Origin of the sequence: Lysinibacillus sp. NPDC096382 (assembly GCF_044762845.1) — a bacterium.
Taxonomy (GTDB): domain Bacteria; phylum Bacillota; class Bacilli; order Bacillales_A; family Planococcaceae; genus Lysinibacillus.
Genome location: NZ_JBIWFC010000011.1, coordinates 27,235 through 54,198 on the forward strand (window position 1 = coordinate 27,235; position 26,964 = coordinate 54,198).

General features: G+C 35.0%; 21 protein-coding genes and 3 pseudogenes. 4 read left to right on the forward strand and 20 right to left on the reverse strand.

Annotated elements, in window-relative coordinates; genetic code table 11:
- Positions 1-3: 3 nt before the first annotated feature.
- The 10 genes and pseudogenes from ACIQZA_RS15670 to ACIQZA_RS15705 form a co-directional block, all read right to left on the reverse strand.
- On the reverse strand, positions 4-972 hold the full coding sequence (locus tag ACIQZA_RS15670) for an ABC transporter substrate-binding protein (RefSeq protein ID WP_402882537.1): 969 nt from the start codon (positions 970-972) through the stop codon (positions 4-6).
- The gene (locus ACIQZA_RS25555; RefSeq protein ID WP_427495234.1) at positions 969-1,307 is read right to left on the reverse strand and encodes a phosphopantetheine-binding protein; all 339 of its coding nucleotides are present in this window, start codon (positions 1,305-1,307) and stop codon (positions 969-971) included. The genes ACIQZA_RS15670 and ACIQZA_RS25555 overlap by 4 nt, the downstream gene beginning before the upstream one ends.
- Positions 1,296-2,813, reverse strand: a pseudogene (locus ACIQZA_RS25560) (amino acid adenylation domain-containing protein); the annotation flags it as partial. The gene ACIQZA_RS25555 and the pseudogene ACIQZA_RS25560, both read right to left, overlap by 12 nt.
- A 45-nt stretch (positions 2,814-2,858) precedes the next feature.
- Positions 2,859-8,768 (reverse strand): annotated as a pseudogene (locus tag ACIQZA_RS15675) (amino acid adenylation domain-containing protein); the annotation flags it as partial.
- Positions 8,765-10,408, reverse strand: coding sequence for a (2,3-dihydroxybenzoyl)adenylate synthase (locus ACIQZA_RS15680; protein ID WP_402882532.1), 1,644 nt, complete (start codon positions 10,406-10,408; stop codon positions 8,765-8,767). The gene ACIQZA_RS15680 and the pseudogene ACIQZA_RS15675, both read right to left, overlap by 4 nt.
- A 40-nt stretch (positions 10,409-10,448) precedes the next feature.
- Positions 10,449-12,161, reverse strand: coding sequence for an ABC transporter ATP-binding protein (locus ACIQZA_RS15685; RefSeq protein ID WP_402882529.1), 1,713 nt, complete (start codon positions 12,159-12,161; stop codon positions 10,449-10,451).
- Positions 12,162-12,227: 66 nt separating this feature from the next.
- Entirely contained in the window at positions 12,228-13,979 is a 1,752-nt protein-coding gene (locus ACIQZA_RS15690) for an ABC transporter ATP-binding protein (RefSeq protein ID WP_402882526.1), read from the reverse strand.
- Positions 13,980-14,066: 87 nt separating this feature from the next.
- The gene (locus tag ACIQZA_RS15695; protein WP_402882525.1) at positions 14,067-15,527 is read right to left on the reverse strand and encodes an ABC transporter ATP-binding protein; all 1,461 of its coding nucleotides are present in this window, start codon (positions 15,525-15,527) and stop codon (positions 14,067-14,069) included.
- The gene (locus ACIQZA_RS15700; protein WP_402882522.1) at positions 15,521-16,255 is read right to left on the reverse strand and encodes an energy-coupling factor transporter transmembrane component T; all 735 of its coding nucleotides are present in this window, start codon (positions 16,253-16,255) and stop codon (positions 15,521-15,523) included. Before ACIQZA_RS15700 ends, ACIQZA_RS15695 begins: the two co-directional genes overlap by 7 nt.
- Positions 16,256-16,271: 16 nt before the next feature.
- Positions 16,272-16,880: an MptD family putative ECF transporter S component gene (locus ACIQZA_RS15705; RefSeq protein ID WP_142507764.1), complete on the reverse strand. Its 609-nt coding sequence runs from the start codon at positions 16,878-16,880 to the stop codon at positions 16,272-16,274.
- Positions 16,881-17,049: 169 nt separating this feature from the next.
- Between ACIQZA_RS15705 and ACIQZA_RS15710 the strand changes: the two genes are divergently transcribed.
- Positions 17,050-18,009 (forward strand): helix-turn-helix transcriptional regulator, encoded by a 960-nt coding sequence (locus tag ACIQZA_RS15710; protein WP_400941051.1) that lies wholly within the window; start codon positions 17,050-17,052, stop codon positions 18,007-18,009.
- A 46-nt stretch (positions 18,010-18,055) separates the two neighbouring features.
- Positions 18,056-18,547 carry a 4'-phosphopantetheinyl transferase family protein gene (locus ACIQZA_RS15715; protein WP_403009920.1) on the forward strand — a complete coding sequence of 164 codons (492 nt, stop codon included), beginning with the start codon at positions 18,056-18,058 and terminating at the stop codon, positions 18,545-18,547.
- A gap of 229 nt (positions 18,548-18,776) precedes the next feature.
- Here ACIQZA_RS15715 and ACIQZA_RS15720 read toward each other — a convergent pair.
- A pseudogene (locus tag ACIQZA_RS15720) lies at positions 18,777-19,666 on the reverse strand (IS30 family transposase).
- Between the two features lie 53 nt (positions 19,667-19,719).
- Positions 19,720-19,944: a YfzA family protein gene (locus ACIQZA_RS15725; protein ID WP_402882520.1), complete on the reverse strand. Its 225-nt coding sequence runs from the start codon at positions 19,942-19,944 to the stop codon at positions 19,720-19,722.
- Positions 19,945-20,448: 504 nt separating this feature from the next.
- Between ACIQZA_RS15725 and ACIQZA_RS25565 the strand changes: the two genes are divergently transcribed.
- The gene (locus ACIQZA_RS25565; RefSeq protein ID WP_427495236.1) at positions 20,449-20,940 is read left to right on the forward strand and encodes a tubby C-terminal domain-like protein; all 492 of its coding nucleotides are present in this window, start codon (positions 20,449-20,451) and stop codon (positions 20,938-20,940) included.
- 175 nt (positions 20,941-21,115) lie between these two features.
- On the opposite strand, the gene ACIQZA_RS15735 is transcribed toward ACIQZA_RS25565, so the two are convergent.
- From ACIQZA_RS15735 to ACIQZA_RS15750, 4 genes are all read right to left on the reverse strand, one after another.
- A complete protein-coding gene (locus ACIQZA_RS15735; protein WP_400941041.1) occupies positions 21,116-21,343 on the reverse strand; it encodes a hypothetical protein in 228 nt (75 codons plus the stop codon).
- Positions 21,344-21,590: 247 nt separating this feature from the next.
- On the reverse strand, positions 21,591-22,112 hold the full coding sequence (locus ACIQZA_RS15740) for a PD-(D/E)XK nuclease family protein (RefSeq protein ID WP_402882516.1): 522 nt from the start codon (positions 22,110-22,112) through the stop codon (positions 21,591-21,593).
- Between the two features lie 45 nt (positions 22,113-22,157).
- Positions 22,158-22,538, reverse strand: a complete 381-nt coding sequence (locus ACIQZA_RS15745) for a hypothetical protein (protein ID WP_402882514.1) — start codon at positions 22,536-22,538, stop codon at positions 22,158-22,160.
- A gap of 195 nt (positions 22,539-22,733) precedes the next feature.
- Positions 22,734-23,474: a sulfite exporter TauE/SafE family protein gene (locus ACIQZA_RS15750; protein WP_400941035.1), complete on the reverse strand. Its 741-nt coding sequence runs from the start codon at positions 23,472-23,474 to the stop codon at positions 22,734-22,736.
- Positions 23,475-23,565: 91 nt separating this feature from the next.
- Between ACIQZA_RS15750 and ACIQZA_RS15755 the strand changes: the two genes are divergently transcribed.
- Positions 23,566-24,063: a DUF1648 domain-containing protein gene (locus ACIQZA_RS15755; RefSeq protein ID WP_402882512.1), complete on the forward strand. Its 498-nt coding sequence runs from the start codon at positions 23,566-23,568 to the stop codon at positions 24,061-24,063.
- 104 nt (positions 24,064-24,167) lie between these two features.
- Here ACIQZA_RS15755 and ACIQZA_RS15760 read toward each other — a convergent pair whose 3' ends face one another.
- The 4 genes from ACIQZA_RS15760 to ACIQZA_RS15775 all read right to left on the reverse strand — a co-directional run bounded on the left by ACIQZA_RS15760 (position 24,168) and on the right by ACIQZA_RS15775 (position 26,618).
- Positions 24,168-25,034 carry a hypothetical protein gene (locus tag ACIQZA_RS15760; protein ID WP_402882511.1) on the reverse strand — a complete coding sequence of 289 codons (867 nt, stop codon included), beginning with the start codon at positions 25,032-25,034 and terminating at the stop codon, positions 24,168-24,170.
- Positions 25,000-25,518: an RNA polymerase sigma factor gene (locus tag ACIQZA_RS15765; RefSeq protein WP_402882508.1), complete on the reverse strand. Its 519-nt coding sequence runs from the start codon at positions 25,516-25,518 to the stop codon at positions 25,000-25,002. The genes ACIQZA_RS15760 and ACIQZA_RS15765 overlap by 35 nt, the downstream gene beginning before the upstream one ends.
- A 122-nt stretch (positions 25,519-25,640) precedes the next feature.
- The gene (locus ACIQZA_RS15770) at positions 25,641-26,264 is read right to left on the reverse strand and encodes a hypothetical protein (RefSeq protein WP_402882507.1); all 624 of its coding nucleotides are present in this window, start codon (positions 26,262-26,264) and stop codon (positions 25,641-25,643) included.
- 168 nt (positions 26,265-26,432) lie between these two features.
- Positions 26,433-26,618: a helix-hairpin-helix domain-containing protein gene (locus ACIQZA_RS15775; protein ID WP_402882505.1), complete on the reverse strand. Its 186-nt coding sequence runs from the start codon at positions 26,616-26,618 to the stop codon at positions 26,433-26,435.
- Positions 26,619-26,964 lie beyond the last annotated feature (346 nt).

Here is a 26,964-nt window from a genome sequence, read left to right on the forward strand (position 1 = left end):
TTTTTATTGTTCTTCCAATGACGTTTCTACTAGATCTTCATATGGAAAAGCTTTGTCCAATAATCCTCTGGAAACTAACCAATCAGATATACGCTCGACATTTTCTTGTGCTGGCACACAATTAGGAGTAAAAACTGGAACTGCATAATGCCCTTTTAAAATTTCCGGTACGTTTGCCACTTTTAGAGCAAGTTCAAAGTATTTTTCTGGGTGCTGATTTAACTGTTTAATCGCTTCGTTGTAAGCTCTTAGGAAGTTTTCAATCACAGCTCTATTTTCTGTTATGTTTTTTTGTGTCATAACGATGACTGATTGGGAAAAGTTCTCTCCAAGTGTTGTATCATCAATGACAATATTTGCACCTTGTGCAACAGCATAGCTTGCCAATGGCTCAGGTAATATAGCTGCTTGCGCTTCTTTTCCAGCTAATACTGTATCTACACGTAATGAAAGATTCGGAAGATGAATTTTCGTTATTTCAGAAGAATCTAGTTTCAAATGTCGTTCATATTGCTCCATTAAATAATCCATCATTGTATTCTCAGAGATCATGACAGATTGCCCTACTAGCTGCTTCGGTTCAACAATAGAGCTATGTGGAGAAGAAACGACTAAAAATCTTCCTTCCTTCTCCGTCGCACCTAATGCTAATGCAATCGTTTTAACATCAATGCCCCCCTTTTTTATTAAATTTTGAACGATCATATCAGTCATCATGCCATCTAGTTCACCAGCCTCCATCGCCTTCGATTGATCAGAGGCACTGCTAAACTCTATAAGCTCAACATCGGCACCATATTTTTGGAAAAGCTGATCCTTCTCTGCAACATAAAGAGGCAGACTATCATCGATACGCAACACACCTATTTTTAGTGAAGAATGCTTGGTCATTTTTGTATCTTCACTACACCCACTTATGAAAGCCAAAATGACAATCATAAAAATTATTCGAGAAAGGTGATATTGTCTCATAGAGCACCTTCCTCCATAGTGACACTGTTTTCCTCAACGAATGCTGCTAGTTGTTCAAGACGTGAATGAGTGAATAATGTTTGAATAGAAAGCGCTATATTAAATTTCTCCTTTATTTTTCCGATAATTTGAATGGCCATTAAAGAATTACCTCCACATGCGAAGAAATCATCATCAATTCCAGGATGTGAATAAGACAATATTTCTTCCCAAATTTTCGCTATTTCTTTTTGCATCTCTGTAAAAGGCTCTCTATATTCAGATGACTCCTCTTGCTCTAGAGGTAACTGTTGTAAAAGTTTACGGTTAACTTTTCCGTTCTCTGACAGTGGCATTTTATCAATATATTTGTACACAGTAGGTAACAAATAATTAGGTAATTTTTGTGCCAATAAATTTTTGGTTTGTTCAATAGTTAGACCATTTTGTTCATCTTCTAATACTACATATGCCACTAATATTGTTGCTCCATTACGTTTATGAACAATTGTTGCCGCTTCCTTCACAGTAGGCAATTTAGCTAGGTGATAATCTATTTCACCTATTTCAACCCGATAGCCATTTAGTTTAATTTGTGAATCTGCTCTCCCTAAAAATTCAATATTGCCATCAGGTAAATATCGCCCTAAATCTCCTGTATCATATAGACGTTCATTTGTAATTGGGTGAAGTAAAAATTGGTCATTTGTCCGCTCTTCATTTTTCCAATACCCCATAGCAAGTCCTAATCCTCCGATATACAATTTCCCTGGTATATTCACAGGACAAGCTGCCATTTGATCATTTAGTATATAGTAATATTGATTGGCTAAAGGTTTGCCATAAGGTATGCTCTTCCAATCCCTATTTACTGTTTGTATATCGAAACTATTTGACCATATAGACGCCTCCGTCGCACCACCTAATCCCAATATTCGAGTCTTTGGCGCAATTTCCCAAACATCTGTAGGCAAGCTTAATGAAATCCAGTCACCACTCAATAACACAGCCCTTAGTGTTGGATACTGAGCAGACTCTATATTCCTACTATATTCTGTTAACATTTGCATAAAGGCCGGCACTGAATTCCAAATGGAGATGTGATGATTTTGTATTAATTTTTTCCAATATGCAGGTTCTTTTACATGCTCCGCTTTTGGTATAACAATTCCACCACCAGCAGCAAGTATGCCAAAAATATCGTATACGGATAAATCAAACGTTAGGTTAGATAACGCAAGAATACGATCCTCCGTACAAACAGCAAGTCGATGATTAATATCTAATACGGTATTTACTGCACCTCTATGATCAATCATGACACCCTTCGGCTTACCAGTAGAACCCGAAGTATAAATGACATACGCTAAATCTGAAGGCAACAAGTCAGGACTATCGACTAGACATTCTTGATGTGCCCATTTAGCATCAACGACCGTCACATGATAATCATTTAGGAAGGGTAGCTGTGTGAGTATATGTGCTTGTGTTACTATAGATTGAACTTCTCCTTCTTTTAAAAGAAATTCCATCCGTTCAATAGGCGTTGTACAATCAATCGGTAAATATGCCTTCCCTGCTTTAATAATCCCCAATGCAGCAACTATTTGTTCCCATCCTTTTTCCATAACAATAGCAACTAATTTCCCTTTAGTACTATCCCGTTCAAGTAATGATTGAGCAGTATGATTTTTTAAATGACATAGCTGTTGATACGTAATAGTTTTTTCTTCTGAGAACACTGCGATATTAGTAGGATTTTCAGCTATTTGTTTTTCAACAAGACTTAACAACGTCTCATTTGATATTTCTGTGTCCTGCCCTTTAATTTTTCCTACTTGCCCTTGAGATGGTAAACGCACAAGACTTCCAATTCTTTTTTTCCATAAATCTTTCTTCGTAGAAAGCTCTTTTAAAATACTGCTGTATGCCTCAAACATGCCAATGACTAAATGCTGTGGGAAAATCTCCTCTATTGCATCCCAGCTTAGCCATAGTTCACCTTTTTGCTCTGAAACTTGATGATCAAGCCAAACTTGAGGAGTTTGAGATAATCCATATACAATATCTCCTAAATAGCCACCCATTGTTGTTGCCCCATTATTTTTTTCAAGCCCTAATCCACTCGTAAAGACAAATGGCATCATTATGCCCATTTGACGATTCCACTTTTTAGCTAGTGCACGCTCTACATATACACCACCCACATAAGGATGCTCTAAATCCTGCAATAGTTGCTTTTGAACATTTCTAGCACGTTCTAAAAAAGATTCTCCTTTTGACATATCAATAGATAAAAGATTAAGCGATGTAAAGTCACCTATAAGCTGTTCTACATCCGGTTCAAATAGCACACGATGGAAACGAGTAAGATTTATTGTAAATTTTGGTTGACTACTCCATCTTGCTAAAGTTTCTGCATAAGCAGCGATTAACAAGGATGCTGGAGACAAGTTCATTTTGGTAGCTAATTGCTTTAAGGCTAGCCATTGCTGTGAAGATAGCTTCTCTTCATATCTCGTAAACTTACAGTTAGATAAATCTCCTTTATAATCAAGTAGAGGTAAATCTGGTGCAGGGTACATATTATCAATACGTTGATTCCAATATTGCATATCCTGCTCATACATTTCTGTTTCCCGAATTTTTTCATAAGCCAATATATAATCTCTGAATGTAGTGTGAAGCACTTGTAGTTTTGCAGAAGAATCATCATATAGGCGCTTCCACTCTTTAAATAAATAGAACATACTAAAACCATCAAAAATAATATTGTCAAAACTAATATGTAGTCTTGTTTTATGTTCATTTATAGTCGACATTCGAATATCAAACAATGGCCACTCACTTGGATTAAATGTTTGATGCTCCATCTCACTTCGCACTAATGTAAGCTGTTCTTTTTGCTGTTCTGTTGAAAGATTTGTAAGATTGTACGATGCAATAGAATAGTACTCTACAAACTCTTGAACCTGTTGGTGTTGTCCATCATTTAAAATGACGGCCCTCATCATATCATGATGTTGTATGAGACGATTCCATATTTGTTCCACTCTTACATGATTTAGAGCTGGGCAATCCATTTCAAAATAGCAGTGAGTGGATACATCACCGTATGCATAAATACCACTACGACCTAGCCAATATGCTTGTTGAACTTCTGTTAATGGAAATGGCTCGAAACGATCCCGCTCATTAGGCACTATAGTTGGTAGCTTTTTCTCCGTTTCTTCGTTTGTCTTTTGTAGCACTAATTCCTCTAATAACAGTGCCATCTGTTGAAAAACAGGTTGATTGAAGATTGCTTCTAAGCTGATTTTGACAGCAAATTGCTCTTTTATTTTTGCACTAAGCTGAGTAGCTAATAATGAATCCCCGCCTAGCTCAAAGTAATGATCACGTATGCCAATTGCATCTACCCCTAATACTTCGGTCCATATTTCTGCTAACCTTATTTCGATTAGGGTTGCTGGTGCAATAAATTCTTTTGTAGCTAAATTGACTTGCTCAATTTCAGGGATTGGTAATGCTGCTCGATTCACTTTGCCATTGGCCGTAATAGGTAACTCCTCTAATGGAATAATTACATGAGGAATCATATAACTTGGTAATCGTTTTTCTAAATAATGTTTAAGTGGCTCTAGCTGGAATTCTGAAAATGATTGTCTTTCAACTTGAGCTACAAATAAATACTGAGTAAAGGCTGTATCAATAGGCTGAAGCGTAATATTTGTAAAGCCCTCTTCTTTAAAAATAGAGAGCCAACGATCTTCCGATAGTAATGGAAGACATGTATTTTCCCGTTCATCCTTATAATGTGTAAAACCATCTTCTAAAAATGCTGTACTGACTAATTGCAGAGGATTATTCTCCGTCATTTCTAAATTAACGAATAGCCCACCATGCTTTAATAACTTCTTTAAATCTTTAAGTGAATTTCTAATATGGACTGCTCTATGCAAAGAGTGCGACGCCACAATCAAATCATATTCACCATCTATAAAACCTTGAGAAATTGGACATTTATTTATATCAAGTACTTTAAAATGGATATTGGACTGTAAACCTACTATTTTTTGAACACGATTTATAAAGTAGTTGGACTCATCTGTAGCAGTATAATGAATGTCATCTTTTGAAAAAGTCTCTGCTAGCATACGAAGTGTGTTCGTATGACGCACCCCAACCTCTAATATTTTGAGTGGTGCTTGGCGTTCTGTTCGATTACTTAAAACGGTTTGAATCAGAGTCGCTATTAAATCCTGCTGTTTTTTTCCATCAGACATGTTTTCAGTCAATTGTTCTAAAGGATGTATGTTATGATGAAGCAATAATTCTAAAGGCTCTAGTTCACCCGTTAAAAGTGCATAGCTTTTTTCAAAAAAGTCAGAAACAAACGCCCTTATATATGTTGTTTGCATTTTCTCTAAACTACTAAACTGTTCTTCACTATTAACGATTAAACATTGTTTATTATGAATAGTAGATCCTTCACAAGAAACTAAATTGTTTTTTTCTAAAAAACTAAACCATTGATATATTAAACTTTGATATCTGCTGTTAATTTTTTCTCGCTCTATTATTTTTAAAATATTGTAACGAACATCTTTTTCTAGCGGAAATCCTAATTTGGAAATTATTTTACTAATCATTTCCATAGTAAGATATTCGCAATAATCCTTTAACGACCGATAACGATTTTCATTCTCATTGTAAGTTTTAGTAAAATCCCCATTCTCTTTTAATTGAACAATATAAGACCAATCAATCATTGGTTTATTATATTTAATAGTTTGTGCTTGCTCTTTTTTAGAACTACTTACAATATAAGCGGCTAAATATTGGTTTTCCTCTCCTCTGACCGTGACAGCAGCATCCTCAACTATTTCATAACTTCTAATAGCACTTTCGATTTCACCTAATTCAATACGGTGACCCCGTACCTTTACCTGTGAATCATTTCTTCCTAAAAACTCGATAAGGCCGTTGTTCCAAAATCGACCGATATCCCCTGTCTTATACCAACGAATACCTTTCTCTTCAATAAAGCGTTCAGTAGTTAATTGTGGCTCTCCTACGTATCCTTTGGCTACACCGGCACCTCCTATCCACAGCTCTCCTGCTTTCCAACTCGGACAGTCTTCCCCATTTGTATCAATAATTCTATAAAACTGATTTTTCAGGGGTCTTCCATAAGGGATTGAACGCCAACTTGCTGGTATTGGATGATTGACATCATAATAATTGGACCAAATTGCCGCTTCTGTCGCACCGCCCATTGCTACTAATAGCCCTTTCGGTGCTACTTTTAACAGTCTCTCAGGAATATCTAAACTAATCCAATCTCCTGACAACATCACAATACGTAAATTTTGACAAATCATCTTTACGCTCTCGGCTTCTATTAATAACATCTTCAATAAAGCAGGTACTGAATTCCATAATGTAATACGGTAATTACATATTAACTTTAACCAAATATCTGCGTTTCGAGCCGTATCTTCTGATATAAGGACAAGGCTACCACCAACACTTAAAAGACCAAATATATCATATATAGATAAATCAAAATCTAATGATGATAATGCTAGAATACGATCTTCTTTGCTAATATCATATTTTTTATTAATATCTGCAATTGTATTCCAAGCGGCCTTATGACTAATTTCTACACCTTTTGGTTCTCCCGTTGAACCTGATGTGAAAATAATATAAGCAGAACTGTTTACATCTACTTTAGGAAACTTCACATGACCAAATTGATGTATCTGTTCCATCATAATAACTTGTACTTGTTCAATATCTTGGTACTTTTCTTCGTAGGAGGCCGTTGTTAGAATAAAAGAAACATTTGCCTTCTCAATAATTTTTTTATAACGTTCAATCGGCTGTGTCACATGTACAGGAACATAACAGCCTCCAATAGCTAGTACGCCTAAAATCGCTTGTATTTGCTCTAATCCTCTTGGCAATGAAATAGCTACTCGATCACCTTGTTTAAAACCATTATGTAACAGGGCCGCAGCAACCTTTTCCGCTTGTAAAGACAGCGTCTCATAACTAACTTCTTTATGACTTATACCATCTATAAGCGCTATAACTTGTGGTTGTTGCTTTGCTTTTTCGAAGAAAGACGTGTGCAAGCCTTGAGCATGATCTTCTATTGTGGCATTATCAATTAATTGACGTCTTACTTCTTGTGCTTTTGTTTCGATAGCTGGCTGTTGAAGCCAATGCTGTTCATCTTCAATTAACCAATCAATAGTTTTGATAAACAGTTCAAACATGTCATCCAACAAACCTGAAGGGAATAATTCATCTAAACCATCCCAAATACATAACAAACCATCATCCATATCAAACATTTGGAAATCCAACCAAACTTGTGGCGTTTGTGAAATCATATAATGAATAGTACCAAATGCATCTTTAAACTCCTCATTTATAAGTGGTACGCCTAAATTACATGAAAAAACTATCGGAGCAAACACTTTTTCATCTGGGAAATACTTAGCCATATCCCGTTGAATTTTCACACCTGAATAAGCGGTATAGTTTAAATCTTGATGAAATTGCTGTTGTAAACTTTTCGTAAATGCTAAAAAATGTTGTCGATTTTCACTATCGACTTCCAATAATAGTAGCGTAGTAAAATCAGCTACAACTTGCTCTATCTCTTCAGACAAAGTATCTCGGTTAAACAATGGAATATTAATAATAAAACGAGATTCACTGCTCCATTTACTTAATGTATAGGCATAAGCTGCTAACAATACCATTGCAGGTGTGACGTTATGGTGTGAGGCAGTCAATTTAAGCTTACTCCAAGTTTGTTCTTCTAAAAAATGCTCCCTTCTTTTAAATTTAGGAGTGTGTTGTATCAACTCAGCATTGTTTGATAACGGTAGTTTTGGACCTAATGGCAAAGTAGTTAACCTGTTTTTCCAATAAGCTTCTGCGTAACTTTCTTCATTGGCAATTGCTAGTGCTTTATCATGTAGATATTTTGCAAAGTTCCAATTTTCAGGTGCCTTCGGTTTTTGCTGTCTAGAATAAGCTGCCGCTAAATCTCTTAAAATGATTTGGAAACTTTGAACATCAGCTACAAGTAAGTCTATATCGAAATGGAGACGAGTTTTACCATTTGGTAATAGAGATAGCTGTAAGCAAGCTACTTCCCCTTGATCAATTGCCAATAGTCGGTGTGAGGTATTAGCGCGAATAGTTTCTAGCTTTTTGCTAATCTCGACTTGCGAGCAAGTTGTAAAATCGTGGACATCAATAGTTGTAAAAGGTGATTCTTTTAAAATTTGCTGTTGACCATCTTCTGTATATTTGACACGGAGCATAGGATGATGCTGAATTATTAATGCCCATGCTGCTTTAAGCCGCTCTATATCAATTTTCCGCCCATCAATTTCCATATAACCATGACAGCCATTTCCACCTAAATATTGACCGCTTTGTCGTCCAACCCAATAAGCATACTGTACATCTGTTAATGGAAAAGGTTCATACATATTAGCTACAGTCTTATCTTGATTTTCTAATAGTTCGTTATCATTATTAATTGTATATACATAATCTCTATTTATTAATTTATTCCAAGCACTTAAATACGGCTCGGATATTAATTCTTTAAAGGTAATTGTTACCCCAACTTTTTTTAGTTTGCCAACTAATTTCATCACTTGTAAGGAGTTTAAGCCTAATTCTAATAAATTTTGATCCTCATGTATTTCTTTCTGTATACCGAGTAGATGATTGACTTCCAACGCTAGACTTTGGATATTATCTAGATCATTCTTTAATCTCAATACTTTGACACCTCTCTTTCTATAGTAATCTGTTTTAATTTGTTCTTATCAACCTTCCCTACATTTATAAATGGTAACCGCTCTACATATATGATTTGATCTGGAAGTTTATATTGAGCAACGCCTAGTTGGATTAGAAAACTACATATCTCATCTCGTTCAATTCTTTGTCCATCCGTAACTAAAAATGCACAAATGTTCTCTCCTAACTCTTTATCTGGCAAACCGATAACAGCTACATCTTTAATAATTGGATGTGCTCGTAGAAAGCTTTCGATTTCAGAGGGTATAATATTTTCACCTGCACGATTAATTTGTTCCCTTACTCTACCAACAATTTGTATATTCCCCTCTGGTGTTATACGTGCTTTATCACCAGTACGTAAAAAATAATTTATTGTGAAAATATCAGCATTTAAAGCAGGTGCTTGATAGTAGCCCCCAAATGTATACGGTCCTTTTGCCACCAATTCCCCAAGCTCACCTTGAGGAACTTCTCTTCCTAGCTCATCTATAATCTTTATTTCATCACCTAAAGAAATTGCTCGCCCTTGACAGCTCGTAACAGTTTCTATAGGATCATTTAATGCTGTGAAGCAAGTTATTCCTTCCCCTAATCCATATCCTTGTTGTATTTTACATTGAAATTTATCCATAAAATGAACAGCTGTTTTTTGCTCTATGTGAGCAGCACCAATTAAAACAACCTCTAAACTCGACATATCCAATTCTTCATACCATTCAAAAGCTTCTAACCATAAGCTAGCTATTGTTGGTACAATTGAGGTATGTGTCACACGTTCCTTTTCTATTTCTTGAAATGCTTCATCAAAGCTAGAAGTTTGACATAATACCACTTTGCCTCCTGTAAAAAGAGTGCCTAATATGCCTGGAGAGCATAACGGATAATCATGTGAAATAGATAGTACTGCCATGTATACAGTTTCAGGAGTCATCCCACATTTTTCAGCAGAGGCTAGTGCATTGTAAGCATACGCCTCATGGATTTTCGGAATAATTTTCGGAATACCTGTAGTGCCACCAGACAATAAATATAACGCAGTATCTCTATAATGTGGTAAATCACTAACCACTAATGAATAGCTACTTTCTTTAAGCTGATCTAATGTTACATGTGTAAAAGTTGCTGGCCACTGTACGGTAGATTTACCAACCGTCACAATATATCGAATACTTTTATGCAGAGGGACGATTTGTGCAGCCATGCACTCATACTGAATACCAAGATGAGCGTTGCAACATATATAAGCTATTGGCTGTACCATCTTTGCGATTGTATCAATTTCTATTTCTCTATGAGAAGGTAACATCAGAACAGGCTGCACACCTATTTTTAGTAGACTAAATAATACAGTAATAAACTCAATTGTATTTGGTAATTGTAATAAAACCCGATCACCCTGCCGCCAACCTAATGACAAAAAGCCTGTCGATAATTGCTCAATTTCTTGAAGCAATTCTTGATAAGTTAGGCGTCGATTTCCTTCCACAACTGCTATGTTATGAGGAAATTGTTCAGCGATAATTTCTAGCTCCTCCATTAATGTTTTCTTTCTTAAGAAACCCAATTGCTCATATCGTTCAACCTCATGTAAATACCAATCCATTTGTGAAGACATGCTTTTCGCTCCCTTCCTCTCATCTACAAAATACATTTTGTTATACGCTACTTAATTGATGTTCCTTTCTCCACATTGCTGCATATTTGCCTTCTTTAGCAATGAGCTTTTCATGTGAACCTTCTTCTACGATTTGTCCTTCATTAACAACTAGGATTTTGTCTGCATTTTTTATAATGGAAAGCGTATGGGCAATCATCACAACCGTTTTTTTCTTTTTCAAAAGATTTTTAATCGCTTCTTTTACAGCCAGCTCATTCTCGATATCTAACGACGCTGTTGCTTCATCTAATAAAAGTATTGGGCTGTCCTTTAAAATAGCACGTGCAATGGATATACGTTGTCTTTCACCGCCCGATAGCTTATTACCATTTTCTCCAACAATTGTGCCATAGCCATACTCTAATTTCTCAATAAAATCATGGCAGTTTGCTTCTTTCGCAGCATTAATAATTTCTTGTTCTGTCGCTTCTGGCTTTGCATAGCGAATATTATTTAAAATCGTATCATTAAACAAAAATATATCTTGGTCGACTAGTGAAATTTTCTGCAATACTTTTTCAGAAGCAATCGATTGAATAACTTGCTGACCGATTAATATATCACCGCGTTCAGGCTCATAGTATTTTGTTATTAAATTTAAAATAGTTGATTTTCCCGAACCCGATGGTCCAACAATCGCCACAAACTGTGAAAAATCAATTTCAAAATTGACATTTCGTAGTATAGGTTCCCCTTGGTTATAAGCGAAATTCACATTTTGAAAAGCTATACTATACTGTTCAGGTTCAAAAGAAGTCTCATTTGATAACTCCTCCACCTCTTCTATGACACACTCAATTTGTCTTTTTGCAATCATTAAGTTTTTATAAGAGGTTAAATCAATAAAAAGTGTGCCAAATAATTTGCATGTAAATAAAGGGGAAATGCTAATTAGAAAGAAAGAAGACGCATCTAAATTCCCTTCCAGCCATTGATGTCCTGCTAAATAAAGAACAATCGGTAAACTTAGCCAACACAAAATACTAAACGTTGTACCAATTGGAATTACTTTTATCTCATATAAATAACTAACATCACTATAGTCCTTCATTGATGAGGTTGTTGCTTTATTTTTAACACCACCCAAACCAAATGATCGCAACGTTTGAATACCATTTATATACTCAACTACAGCACTTGTGTTACTTGTCATAATATTTTTCTTTTGATTTCCGTATTTTTTTACCATTAAAAAGGACAAGTAAAGAGTTGGTATTAACAATAAACCTGAACATAACAGAACTACTCCAGCAGGTATATAAATAGTCGAAATAAAGCCAATTAGCAGTAAAGTAAATGAAGAATTTTTTATAATATCTCCTATTTTATGAGTCAAAATATTTTCATAATTATTGACACTTGTTGTCGTTGCATTAATGTACTCTCCTGTTTGTGCCTTCGTAAAGGAGGAAAGCGGTATTTTTTTCATTTTATCGCCCAGTGTCAAGCGAAGAATTCTACTAATCTGGGCACCTCCGATTTGCCCTCTCGTATAACCAAACGCGTAGATGATTAAACGAATAACAAAAACAGCGCCTAACAATGACAGAATTCGAGTTAACAAGTTCATCGTTAATTGCTCTGTTAATAAAGCATTAATCGTGTAATATAGTACGATAAAATTAAAACCAGCTAGCATACCCTCGATGACATTGAAAACAATAGAAAGATAAAAAGAAGCATTTTTTGTAAATGCATTTTTTTTGTCCATACTTAAGTCTCCTTCATAAATAGGCTTTCCCTTGAAAGACCCTTTTTTTCTACAAGTACAACATCGTTAAAATTCATACGTAATTTCTCTAGCTTTACTATAATCCTGCCAAGTCTTTTTATATGAAGGGTTTTCTTCTAGCATTTCTTGATGCGTTCCACATGCTTGTAGTGTTTGATTTTCTACAATTGCCACTCGATCACAATGCTTAATAATACCAAGACGGTGTGCAATGATAATTACTGTTTTACCAACACAAAGTTCAGCAATGGCTTGATCAATCTCGGCCTGATTTTCTGGGTCTGCTGCGGATGTTGCTTCATCTAATATTAAAATCGGTGCATCTTTTAAAATGGCACGTGCAATAGCAATTCGCTGCTTTTCTCCACCAGAAAATCTAGTTCCAAAACTCCCTACCCTCGTATCGTAACCATCAGGTAATGAAATAATAAAATCATCTATTTGCGCTTTTTTCGCCGCAGTTCTTACCTCATCGAGTGTGGCATTAGAACCCATGACAATGTTTTCAAACACTGTACCACTTGTTAAAAAGGTCTTTTGGAAAACTGTTGTTATATTTTTTAATAATTCCTCATAATCAATATCCTTCACATTTTGATTACCAATCAAAACTTCTCCTTGCTGAACATCATTAAAGCGTGAAATTAACTGTACAATGGTGCTTTTCCCAGAACCTGAGTCACCTACAATAGCTATTTTTTCATTTTCAGCAATAGACAGATTCACATTCTTTAAATGTTCTTTTTGCCCATCATAAGAGTAATTGACATTTCTTAGTTCGATATTGTAATTGTTCGGAAATGCTTGCCCTTGCCCAAAAACAGGTGTTTCTAAAAAGGCTACGCATTTCTTTACAGCATTTAAAACCTGTGCAAAGTTTGAACCTAATTCCTGTAAAGGTCGTAATTCTGTTAAATACAATGAGCCTACAAATACAAAAAGAATAAAGACACTTCCTGTTAAACTACCATTTAAAAACCACATTCCACCAATAGGTACCATAAGGAGTAAGCCACATTCTATAATAATGACAAAGCTCGCATATGGTGGACCCATTTTTAAAGACATTTCTTTCCAAATATTAAATTCATCATCTACTGCGTTTGTAAACTTTTTAAATGATGAACTACTCATGTTATATGCCTTAATTAAACGCATTCCTTGAATATATTCGATAATGATTGCATTTAGATTGGCTATGGAACGTGCTCCTCGATCCATTAATTGATTCGTCCCCCGAAACATTATTGCCATTACTGCCACTGCAACAATTAATGGAATAAACGAAATAAGCGCTAACGGTACGTTAACTGTACATAAATAGATGAAGACAGCAATTGGACCACTCAAGTAAAACACTAACTCTGGTAAATGATGTGCTAAAAATAACTCTAGCTTTTCAATTTCTTCATTTAATAGTGTTTTAATTTCTCCTGTATTTCGTTCATTTAAAGAACCTAGTGAAACTTGCGCCATATGCTCTGTTACTTGACAACGCACTTTAAATAACGTTCGATAGGCACCCTTATGCGATAGGGTACCAGAAATAGCAAAGAGCCCAAATCGAACAATTATCGAAATAGCCAAAATCAATAAATTGTGAATTAACAAAGCTTCTGTTAAATTATTGTGATAGACTTGCTTAATTATTTGATAAATAATGAAATAAGGTACAATTGTCGAAAGACCACTAATTAAAGAACATAAAACAGACAAATATAAATATTTTTTATCCTTTCCAGCCCAAGAAAGAAGCATAAAGATTGGATTTTTATTTTGTTTTACAACTTTCCCCATTATCGTTCAGCCCTTCCCTTGCATCGTAATTTTGTATCGTACATTTCTCTGCACATTGCAGGTCAGTTACGTTAGATCCATTCCCTGCTATCTAGTGAAAGTTTCAATTGTATACTGATGATTTTCTTTATTTAACTTATAATCATCTTGCTTCTTTCCATCTCCGAAGCGAAGTATACGATGACAGCAAGATGCTATAAATTCTAAGTCATGTGTAATGACAAAAATAATTTTATTAGCCTCCGCTAAATTCTGTAAAATACTAGAAACCTTTTGCATACTGTCAAAATCTAATCCACTTGTCGGTTCATCAAACACTATAATTTCTTTTTCACTTATTAAACTTGCAGCTACAGCAAGTCTCTGTTTTTGTCCTCCTGATAATGTATTCGGGTGTCGATTGACCAGTTCTAATAAATCCATTTCCTCCAATACTTTTCGTACTAAATTCGGATTGAGATTTTTCACCCCAAATACACATTCTTTTTCAACCGTTTCTGCGAATAACTGATAATTGACATCTTGCATTACCATATAGGAAAGCTGAGCCTGTTTTTTCAATGTTAGTTTTTGTTTATTAAAATAAATATTTCCTGATGATAGTTTATGTAGACCACATATCGTTCTAGCAAAGGTCGTTTTTCCTGCACCATTATGTCCTGTGATTGCAATTATTTCTCCGCTTTTTGCTGTGAATTGAATATTTTCTAATACCTTTCTTTTTTTGTGCGATATTGTGACATCCTTCACAACAAGCTCATGAACTTTTTGTTCAGCAGGTAGCGATTTATGTTGAAACTGTACATTGTCTAAATAAAGTGTGCGGAGTCCTAATTGCCTCAGTTGAAGATCTGAAAGCTGTAAAAAATCCTTTTGTGAGTAAACTGATACAATTTGTCCCTTATTTAATACAATGGCTCTATCAATTAATTCTTTTAAATAGTAAAGTCTATGCTCCGATACAATAATTGTTTTACCTTGCATTTTTAGTAATGCAATCATGTCTTTTAAATCCTCAATAGCAGCCGTATCTAAATTAGAGGAAGGCTCATCTAATACAAAAATATCGGGTGCTACAGCATACACACTTGCAAAAGCAATCTTTTGCTTTTCTCCCCCCGATAAATGAAAAATATTGCGTCGACGAAGCCTTTCTAAACGAAGCTCAGACGTAATTTGCCGCATTCGTTCTTCCATCATTTCTTTTGGATATGCCATATTTTCCATTCCAAATACAATCTCACTATCAGTATCCACATTAAAGAATTGTGATCTCGGATTTTGGAACACCGTCCCAACCTGTTCGCTTAATTCATACATTTTCCTATTTTCTACAGGTTGATTATTTAACAACACTTGCCCTTTTAGCTTTCCAGAATAAAAATAAGGAATTAAACCATTAATTGCTCGGATAATAGTTGTTTTACCACAGCCGCTTTTACCACACAGTAAAATGCACTGTCCTTTTTTGACATGAATATTTATATTTTCTATACCTTCACTTTTCTCATCTGTATAATGAAATGAATATTGCTCGATTTTCAACATATGAACACTCCTCCAAACACAAAAAATGTAAATATAAACATTACAATACTATCACTGAATTGGAATGACACATGTTGAAAGCAAGAACGCTCTTTCGGGTTTTCAATCCCTCTCGCTATGCTTGCAGCAGATAATTCATCAGCAATTTTTGAGGCTGCCATCAATAAAGGAACGTAAATACATTCAACCGTTTGCACAGGATTTTTTAGAAAACCTATTATGGAGGGTGAGATGCCTCTTAACTTCATAGCATCCTTTATATATCGCCAATCCTCACCAATCATTGGAAAATAGCGCAACATTACAGCTAATGGAATAATTACCTTTTTGGAAATTCTTATTTTTCCTAAAGCCGTCATAAATTCATTTATTTTTGTTGTTCCAACTAACAATCCACCCATTACAACGCACGGGAATATTTTCCTAATAAACATTGTAAATGATACAAACATTAGCTCCCACGCACCTGACAAAAACATTTCACTTACTAAGTGAACTCCTAGAATTAACACGTAACCAAGCATCATTTTCAATGAAAAAGAAAACATTCCCATTAGAAAGCAAAGACTAAATATTATGGCCATTAATATGAGTTCGAATTGAAAAGAAGGTGACAAAAAAACCGCTGCATTTACTAACAGTAGTAGATATATTTTCGTTCTTGGATCAAGTTTGACGGTATAAACATGCATATGCATATTGCCCTGCAATTCTTCTCCCTTATTCATAATTTCACCGCCCTACCTATGCAAGCACTCCTGATTTTTCAAACTGTTTTCTCAATAATTTTTTTCCCAATAAACCGCTGATCAAAGCGCATAGCATTGTGCCAACAAACATTGTTGGTAACATCCAATTTTGGGCGGTTGTTAACATCGTATCCATATAAGCTTGTTCTGTTCCTTGACCTACCAAATACTCCTTATACGCTTGTTGATTAAGCCACAACATTACGTAAGAACCCATTGGATGAAGTGCAAAAACAATATAGCTTAAAATATTTATTGAAATATTTTTATACTTACCAATCGCTGCTATTAATTCACCAATTATAGCTACTCCTATACAAGCTAATGACCATAACCAGTACATCCCTGTAACAAATGTAATAATCGCTAACAATATTCCTAAAATAAGAATAGGACCAAATTTTGGTACTTTAGCAATCATTAATAAATAAATAGGTCCCGTTAATAGAGCAGCGCCAGCTGGCATTAAAAACGTTAATACAGGATTGGGGGCAAAAAGGGCTGATCCAATCATCATGAATATAAAGAACAGTGCTGAGAAAATACCGACTGTAATTAAATCTTTAATACTTAAAGTTTTTTGTTGTATTGTTTGCGAATACATTTTTATACTTCCCTTCCTTCCTCTAGTAATTATTACTATATTTACTTTATTTCATTGATAATGATTATCATTACCATTATAATGAATCGTAGTACATAAAAAAATAACTACACTATGTTTTCGTCTAATCAAGGAAGAGGAAAGTCTAATTGAGGAAAGGAGAAAACAGATGACATCTCATCATTTTAAACCTCTATTATTAGAGAATGGTTTTTCAAAATTTGACCAAATGAGCAAATATAACTCAGTGGGTACTACATATACAATCGATCCAACTTTAGGTAAAGGTTATTATTGGATATATCATTACAAGGAAATGTTTTCTATTCTTATTCATGATTTTTATTTTTTTGAGGATTATCAGTTAGAATTAACAATGCCTGAACTTTTAACCGTCTCATACTATGAATCTATTTCAGGTGAGGAGCTTAACCCTTACCAACAATTAAAGCCAGGTTATATAAGGAGTTATTGGGGAAAAGGAGAAAAATATAGCGCTATTATTCATAAAAATATTCCAGTACAATCAATCGGTATTGAGTTTACCCCTATTTTTTGTGATCAATTTCTAGCACATAAATATGGTGAAAAATATGTGAATCCACGTCAAGCATTAACAACACTAAAAGCCACAACTACTTTTCCAGAAATGGTAATCCTGTTTCGACAAATAGCGGCTTATCGTGGTGCTGATCTGACCTCTGCACTTTTTTATGAAGGGAAAGTATATGAAGCATTAGCCCTTATAATGGAACGTGTACTTTTCAATGAAACTTGTCATTGCTCACAAATTTCTAAAGAAGATATTCACCAAATTGAGCATGTAGCCACTCATATAGAAAAGTACTACGCCCTACAACTAACTTTAGATCATTTAACTAAAATTTCTTGTATGGGTGCTACAAAATTAAAAAAATTATTTAAAGAAGTGTATCATTGCACAATTACGGAATATATTCAAAAACAACGTGTTCATCAGGCTGAGAAATTACTAGCTCATACAGAGCTCCCTATTAACGAAATTGCTCGAACAGTAGGCTATCAAAGTGCAGGTAGATTTTCAGAGTTATTTAAACGCTATGCCGATTTAACACCGAAAGAATATAGGCAGCAAATATTTAGAGGTTAAACATAGTAGGGGGTAACTGACCATCATAACACTTGCTCTACTTTCCATTACAGATTCACATTTCGATAAATACCATTCAAAATTCACAGCTTTCATTTCAAATGACAAACAGAACAAACTTCAGCAATTCCATTTTAAAGATGACTATAAGCGCGGTTTATTAGCTGACATATTGGCTAGATATTTAATTTCAACGACTTTTAATATAGCCCCATCAGCTATTGAATTTGACAATAATCCATATGGTAAACCATATGTAAAAAATCTACCTTACGCGTTTTTTAATATTTCACATTCAGGAAATTATGTTCTTTGTGGTATCAGTAATATGGGATTGGGTGTCGATATTGAAAAGCAAAAAATACTGGATCTCAACCTCGCTCAACATATTTTTGCTCCCGAGGAATATCAAGATTTAATAGCTTTATCTGACAAACATCAATTTGATTATTTTTATAAACTATGGACATTGAAGGAAGCCTATATTAAATATTGTGGTGTAGGCTTGTCTTTGCCACTCCAATCCTTCTTTTTTTAAATTAATGGTGGCGGCATTCATTTATATGCTACAAACCAATTGGATTCTCTATATTTTTTGACTACCAGTGTTGAACAGCAGTATTCTATAGCTTGCTGTTCCAATGAGCAAATTGAAGCGAATGCTATTGAACAAATTTCTTTACATACTATTTCATCTTTTTTCCAGCAACACGATGAATGATTTATTTTTCATATAATACAAAAGAGTGTATCCAAATGATGATTTGTCAAATTAAGTGCAACAATTGCTCATTAAAAGCCTCGTTTGCAGTTTTCCAACCAAGATATTTTCTTGGTCGGTTGTTGATATAGTTTGATGATTCTGTTAGTTCTTCTGGTGATATTTCATCGAAATTTGTTTGCTTAAGGAAGAACTCGCGAAGTAATCCATTTCCATTTTCGTTACTTCTGCGTTGCCAAGAAGAATAGGTCTAACACTTATAGCAGCTAAATTCTTTACCTCGGTCTGTTGTGGCTGTTTTTATAGCGCCTTTGGGTAATTTAGTATGAAGTAGACGTACTGCTCTTTCCATTGATTGAGCTGAGCGATCTGGTATCAAAAAGCCAATATACCACCGTGTCATTCGCTCAATAAATGTTGCGACACACCCTTTTGCTTTCCCACGTCCAGATACAACTGTATCTAACTCCCAATGTCCAAAGGTTTCACGTTTACGTACTTCTTTTGGGCGTTTAGAAATTGGTGTGCCAATGTTAAATCTTCCCCCTTGTTTCGCGGGGCTTTTGGCGCTTTCCTTTTTGACGGAGAACGGTTATAGGCACTTCTAAAAGACCATCGTAAATCCAGCGATAGATGGTTTTAAAACTTAGCTGTCCTTGATACAAGCGGCCGACAATTTGTTCAGGCGACCATGTATCCCGCAACTTTTCTTGAACAGCTTCTTTTACTTCTGGCGTACATTTTGACCTGGCACCACAATTGGATTTATTTTGGTGGTAACGTACTTGCGCTTCGTCAGCCGTACTACCGGCGTGGCGTTTTATTTCTCTGGAAATCGTAGAAGGTTGACGATTTAAGAGTTTCGCTATTTTACGAATCGAATAATCATGTTTCTATTTTTACAAATTCTGATATGGTAAGATGGGTATAGCTCATAACGATTCCTCCGTTTGAATGTTTGTGTGGTAACTACATTCTACACGAGGTCGTTATGGGCTTCCTTTATATTGACTTCTGGGTGTTGCACTTAATATTACAATCCGTCTTTCATAAAAAGTAAACCACTCTTTGAAAATTGAAGAGTCTGTAATTCTTCCAAATAATGTTCCACTAATATCTCGATAATTAGGAATCCACCCTGTTGCTTCTAATGTAATAAAGATGATTTGTGACAAAACGAATACACCAATAGAAGATACCCAAGTTTTTTTCAAAAATGAAATATACCTAGTATTTCTCTGAAAACCCATCTCTAAGGTATTCCAGTATTTCTTGACCAAAAAACGAAACAGACAATAGAATCAATATAAGGAAAATAGCTATACTACCGAAAATAAACGAGAACACTATCCCCCATTTTTTATCATTCAATAAAACCTCTCCTATTCCAGCATTTTGTTCCTCGAAAAAAAGACATCTTTCATTTAATAATACCTCAAATCAGATGTATTCACATAAATATTTCCATTTATACACAACGCTTGAAGAGACTTCTGTTAATTATTGAATCAAAATGAATTACATTTTCTGCATCGGCTATTGAAAAATCATGACGTTATATAGTTCTTTAAAAGGAAGTTTTCTAAAAAAATCGTTGCTATTCAACTAACGGTACAATTTATTTGGACAAAAATATCAATTTCATATTAAAATTGACATTGATTGAATTATTTAAGAGATAATCGAGGAGAGACATCATTGCAATTTATTCATATAACATCCCAGAATTAGATTTTCATCACACAAGTATTCCCATTTATAACAAGGACAACAAAGTGATAAGTATCCTCAAAAAGAATCGCCATCGTATCCTAACACAACTGTTTCATATGCTTCTCCGATATGGAATGCCATACTGCTATAATGCTTTTTCGATTGATAAAAGTCCAATATACAAAATCGATTGCATATTTACTGGTTTTCGTTATACACTCTATAGCCGCAATGCAATGGATACGGTTTCAATTACACAAAAGCGTGTGCAATTAATTGAAAAGGTGCAATCTTTTCTGATCAACGGGGACATGTACCAATTTGAGAAAGATTACACTAATTCAGGAACCTTAACGTTAAATGGTGAAAAAATTGCTGTAATTAAAAATTTAGATCGTACAAATACAAATTTAACGAATCGTATCCACATTGAAGCAATCAATGATGAAATCGCATCTCTAACTGCTATAATGTATCAAACATTTGTACGTAAATAATATTTGATAGCAAAGGTTTAATATTTCAATGAAAAAACCAAATAAAGACAGCATTAATTCTACAAGAATTTGTAGATTTATCCTGTCTTTATTTTATAACAGCAACACTTATAGAAAACAGCCTTTTTTAATGCTAATAGGCCACACCAAGTTAGATGTCACTTCATACTTTTGATTAATCAAATTCTAAAACATTTTTTTCTACTACTACTTGGAAAACTTCTTTAGTACTGATTAAAATCGTTTTATAATGTTCTGTTTCAGTAAATGAATACCAAGACTTCTCATTGAAACCATTAGAAAGTTCTTCCGTAAATGTTTCTTGTTCAATATTATTTTTGATTTTATATTCTTCTTCACGGCCTTCGTCAAAGTAAAACTTTACTTTATATTCATACTCCATAAATCACACCTCCCATCTACTTATATAATGGGTTGTAAGTACAAAAATTATGAAACATAATAAAAAGCCACACCTAGTTAGGTATGACATTTTATATGCTCCATCTTCTACTTAACTCTACACTCATAATTTTTTAAAATTACAACCTTATAGTGCTATTTTTTAGGGTTTTGCTCAAATTCCATTGGGTCATTGGAGAAAACACAAGCATCTTATCCGCATTACTCTATAAAATAGCCCCATTATTTTAAATAAGAGAGCTATTCTGCGCACATAATTCTTTAAAATTACACCCTTTACAGTGCCATTTTTCAAGGGTTTGTTCAAATTCCTCAAAGTCCACGGGCTCATTGAAGAAAATATCTGCCTGATATTTTTTCATTTCTAATACACTTCGCTGAAACGTATGTAAAATATTGTCCATATCAAATGCTGTAAAGGCATATTTTTTTCGTTTACCCGTCAATAAATATTCATTATAAACATCAATCTGGTCAAGAGATACACGATATTTCTGTTGAATATAGTATGCGTAGAGCGCTAATTGCTGGCGATCATCATCAGATTCTCCGCCTGTTTTCCAGTCGATAATAATCCACTTGTCTGCTATTTCATCGTAATAATGAAAATCCATTACGACGAAAACTTGTATCCCCTCTATTTTCATGGAACGAAATTGTTCAGGCTCACCAATTCTTAGGGAGCCTTTTTGAGCGGTAATTTGCTGGAAAGTATCACTGTTAAGAAAGTTGTCAAAGACTGCGGTCATTCGCTCCTTATAGTCTTGTACAAGTTCAGGATTTAACTGCCCATCTTAATAAATTTCCTGCATCATATAAAATTTATTCGGCTTATGTCTCCATAAATCTACATGGCGTGTAGAATCGATAAAAGCGGCATTAAGCTGGCCACGTGCACGATTTACTAGCTCAGCAACAGTTGGGGCCTTGCCGGTTTGCAAATAATCATTGATCGATTGCTCTATTAAGTGATGGACGATTTGCCCAAATAAAATCGGCATGGATTGCAGCTTTTTTAAGCGATAGACATGTTGATGATACGGCTCCACATTGTAACTTAGCCAGCCATTATGAGAAAAATAATATTCATAGCCATATTTTCGCGCACAGCTTGTTAACGTTTTATGACGTGACAGTGACCACGAAAAAGATGGAAAAGGTGAGATTTCAAACATGGATATCGCCTCCCTATATGTGTATTTTATCAATTTCGACTTGGCGTAATTGCCGCTGCCGCTTCGCTTTCGCGCAGATAAACAATCCGTGACATCCGCCGGAGGCTTTACCTTCATTCAGTAGATGTTTGGATATCCGCTGAAAAGGAATCACATCTCCATTTATCTCATCACCTTCATACGTAGATGTGTCTTCTATTGAATGAAGATAAAATCATATAAGAGTTGTACTATTAGCACAATGGTTACAATACGTAGTAATAGCTTTACTTGACTTGCCTTAACCTTTCTTGCAAGGATAATTCCTATTTGCGCACCAATGACAGAACCAACCATTAACACGATAGTCAATGGCCAATCAATTTTACCTGTGGCAATATACGTAATTGCGGCTCCAGAGCACATCGCAAAAACACCTACACGTGACAGACCTACAGCTTTCATATAAGAGATTTTCTCATGAGCATATGTATAAAGTGCCAGCGTACTGCTCCCAGGACCGAACATCCCATCATAAAAACCAACACCAAGAAGTATTGGACCGTTTTTACGATTCATTGTAAAGCTTTCTTTTTCTCCAAATTCAGCCCCACCTATAAAGGACATAATAAGGGCAAAACCTAATAAAACAATCGCGATGAACGTCAATGTTTGACTGCTCATAAACGATGCAAACAGACCTCCAAGGGTACCACCTACTAGGGAAACAAGTAGTACTGAACGCATTTCTGACCATGACAATTCTTTTCTTTTATAAATCGTGTAGAAGCTTGAAAAGGCGCTGACCATATTTGAAACCTTATTCGCACCAATCGCTGAATGGACCGGTACCCCCATTAACATCATAGTTGGTAATGTAATTAACCCTCCGCCTCCAACTAATGTTCCAATGACGTTGCCTGTGATGCCTATTAGTAAAAACAACAAGTATTCCATCTCATCCTTCTTTCTATGACACACATGATGGTATTCATATGATACAGTATAACAGACTGCTACTTTTTAAGATAAACTACGAGGTGAACGAATGCTTGAACAACAAAAAACACTTACACCGCGTTTTTGTAAGCCACTAACGCTTATTGTCGCGACCATTTTTTTAGCTGGCATTACGGCAACGCTTATCCAATACAGTAAGCTCCCCGCAACTATACCCGTTTTGCAGAGCTTTACAAGTGAACATGCGCAATTTGGTCCGAAAATCGCTATTTTTTATTTACCCTTTATTGCCTTCATGCTATTTTTACTTTTACAATACTTAGAGATTAGAGCCGCTTATCCTATCCCACGTAAAAATAAGCCTACCTTATCTCATACAGAGCGACAAAATGGGATCATTATTTTCTGTCTCATCAAAAATAGTATACTACTGTACTTTACATATTCACTTTTCAATGACTTAACAGTGGCTTTAGGCCATCATCGCATTTTACAGCAGTGGCATGCTTATTTATTTCTATTTGTACTATGTACTATATTTATAATAGGAGCCGTTCGTGGGATTTTATTGAGTAAGAAGGAATAAAGCGTACCTCACTCCGATACTGTGTTGATGGGAAATTAAAACCACCTATACCTTTGCAATTGTCTCTTATGCAAAAGGTATAGGTGGTTTTATTATTAAATCAATTAATAAAGCATAATAATTAAAACAAGTGTTGCACTAATAATACTAATTTTTATTGTTTCTACTTTATATATGGAATATGTCTGTACCTCTCGCTTTAGATTATGCCAAATAATGAAACCATATAAAAACGCAAACATAATCATTAATGGTTTATACAATGGACCGACCCATGTTGCCCAAGCAAAAACGCTTGAAAGCATCGCAAGTACAAGTACTAACAGCCACCATATACGCTTAGATGGTTTCGGTTTCGATCCTTCTAGATTATGACGTTTATAATAGTACATAGAGAATATATTTACAACTACCACAATAAGTGGCAGGATAAATATCCATGGTATTGTTTCTACAGAGTATAATGTTTGAAATACTTCATCATACATGTCAGAATTCCCAACAAAAAATTGGCCCGAATCAACATTTAGCATGCCTGTATCTGAAATCTGATAGCGCTCTTCCCGATGATCTTTAACAACTACTACATCTGCAATATGGTTACCTAACTTTCCATCTGCCTTTTCGACATACTGTGTTAAGTCTTCAAAAAAGCTATAAACTATTGTATCTTCAACCTTCTTTATAGAAATATACAAACTCGAACTTCGCGCAAAGAATTTCCCTCCTTTTCCTCCGAAATGCTTATAAATTGCTTGGATGGATTGATCAGCAGTTTGAGGTGGTGATGAATTTTGTGGGATCAAAATTAAAAATAGAGCAATCATGGCAATCGTTAGTAGTAAAAAACTTTCCTTCCATAAAGTTAAGCCATTTCTTTTCTTATGGTGAATGTGTTCATAAATACGGGCCTTTACAGCCTGATCTTCTGGTAATTTATTGAGATCCTTCAGTCGTTTGTTTAAATCCAAATTCATCACCTCCAAGTATCTTCTCTAAAGCCTTCATAGCATTTCTCTGTGTATTCGCTATTTTCACTGTAGACCACCCTAAAATTTCACTAGTTTCGGCTAAATTCAACTCTTCAATTTTTCTGTAAATAAGAACCTCTCGATATTCAGGCTTTAATAATTGGATTGCTTCATATAACAGTCGACGCTCCTCAGACTGCATGATCCAATCATGCGGTACATATTGTGTCTCCCATTTTTCATGTTCTCTTTGAAATGGCAACCATTTAATAAGTGCTTTTTTTCTATATGTATCATAGACAAGGTTTCGTGCAATTCTCCTTATATAAGTGCCCATAGAAGCCTCATTTCTAAACTGTCCTTTATAAACACGGATAAAGGTTTCCTGCGTTAAGTCCTCCGCTAAACCTGGATCCGAGACCATATAGTAAATAAATTGATAAATGCATTGAAAATATTGTTCATAAAGCTCATCAAACTCCATCTTCTCACCTCTCTTACTTTATTAGACGAATGAGTAAACAAGATTTGTATGTTTAAGTGTAAATTTACTAAGTTAAAAAATAGGCTACCTGACACCATATAGTATCAAGTAGCCTAAATTTTTTAAAGATCCGTTTTCATATTTTCAAATGCATGTATTAACACATACTTTTGTACACCACGAGCCATTTCAATGCTTTCCTGGGCATGATGATGAAAGGCTGTTTCATTCTTCGTTTTGTATGCATAAACCGCTTCAATTGCTGGTTGCATCCACGGCTTTGTAAGCTGATCGCTGCGCATGTCAGTTGTTCGTCCTTCAAGTGCAGCGATATAACATTTTGCATAGCTAGTTAATGGCTCTTTTTTTATTTTATCGGCCGCATCCTTTGCTTCCTCTAAATTCTCTTTCATGATCGCCATCAGAAATTTACAGTTATACTTCATTGCTGGCTGCTTATATTTTACGATGGCTGTTTCTAATGAGTGAAACTGCTCTTCCCTTGTCCCATAAGCAAGAGTGTAAGGATAGGCAAAAAACGGATCATTTTTACGATCTTTTACTAATTTATCTACCATCTTCATATTATTTGTCCTAAATAAAATATGTATATGTCTATAAAGCATTGCAATCACAGTAAGGGCAATAATGCAGATTGTCATGGATAGGTGCACTCCTGCTAGTGATAGTACAATTGTTAAAATAAATATGAACAAATAAAATATGACTAGTTTTGTAATTCTCATAATTCCTCCTACTGTAGTTTCCTCCGCATTTTTCGAGAAAAAATAAAGCCAGCTCCAAGGAAGAATACAAGCGCCATAAACTTCATGAGAGGAATAATAAATAACTTGCTAATCACTAAAACAACCAAAATATAATAGACTACCATTAACAGTAAAAATAACGTCAGTCTATTCACTGTGCTTCCTACTTTCATTCAGTGCTGTTTCAATGGCCGCTAGCGCTTTCGGTCCCATCCCATGTAAATTTTTTAACGCTGATAAATCAACCTTTTCCAATTGCTCTAATTGTGTATAGCCTGCTGCATTCAATGCACGTATAGCAGGTTTCGCTACTCCCTTTGGCCATTCCGTCATCTATGCTCGTCCCTTCTTTTTTCGTCTATTGAATAACGCTTTTCCTATAATACCTAATAATAGTATAGCAAGTGAGACGACATGATAATTAACAAAAAAGTCGTAAATGCTATATTATTATAACGGTATATTGCGGTGAAAATCACGTCCTGAATCCGCTTTGTGCCTGCACAAAGAACTCCCTTTCCGATTCCGTGTCTTCCGCCGGAGACTTTACCTTCTTTCAGCTGCTGAAGAAGTTAATATAAAACCTACAATCAAGCAACCCTTTACTACCTGCTCGATGAACTGTACTTCAATCACCTCTCTGCTTTATTATGCAATCGAATAGGATGAAATGCAAATA